Here is a 241-nt window from a genome sequence, read left to right as displayed (position 1 = left end):
CTACAAGCAGGTAGAAGACCTCGGTCCTGCCGTCTCAAGCCTGCGCAAAGCACGGAACATCAGGCCAATCAACGACACAGAAACCTACGAAGCCCTGCGCACCTTCAACATCATGTGTGAGCACGCAGACCTAATGTACGGATTCCTCATGGGTCATATCACTGGAATGGCGCTGTGCGACCTCGACCTATACACCGCCATAAACCCCGACCTCAATTTCTGTAGCCAGGAGGACGACAAG

The 241-nt window shown here is 53.9% G+C and carries 1 protein-coding gene; it reads left to right on the top strand.

Going from position 1 to position 241, the window contains the following annotated elements:
* Positions 1 to 241, top strand: a 241-nt coding sequence (locus QP415_RS12740) for a hypothetical protein (RefSeq protein ID WP_285100317.1), incomplete at both ends; no start/stop codon positions are given.

The organism is Pauljensenia sp. UMB3104 (genome assembly GCF_030217285.1).
In the GTDB taxonomy this organism is placed as follows: domain Bacteria; phylum Actinomycetota; class Actinomycetes; order Actinomycetales; family Actinomycetaceae; genus Pauljensenia.
This window is presented reverse-complemented; position numbering and strand designations above follow the sequence as displayed.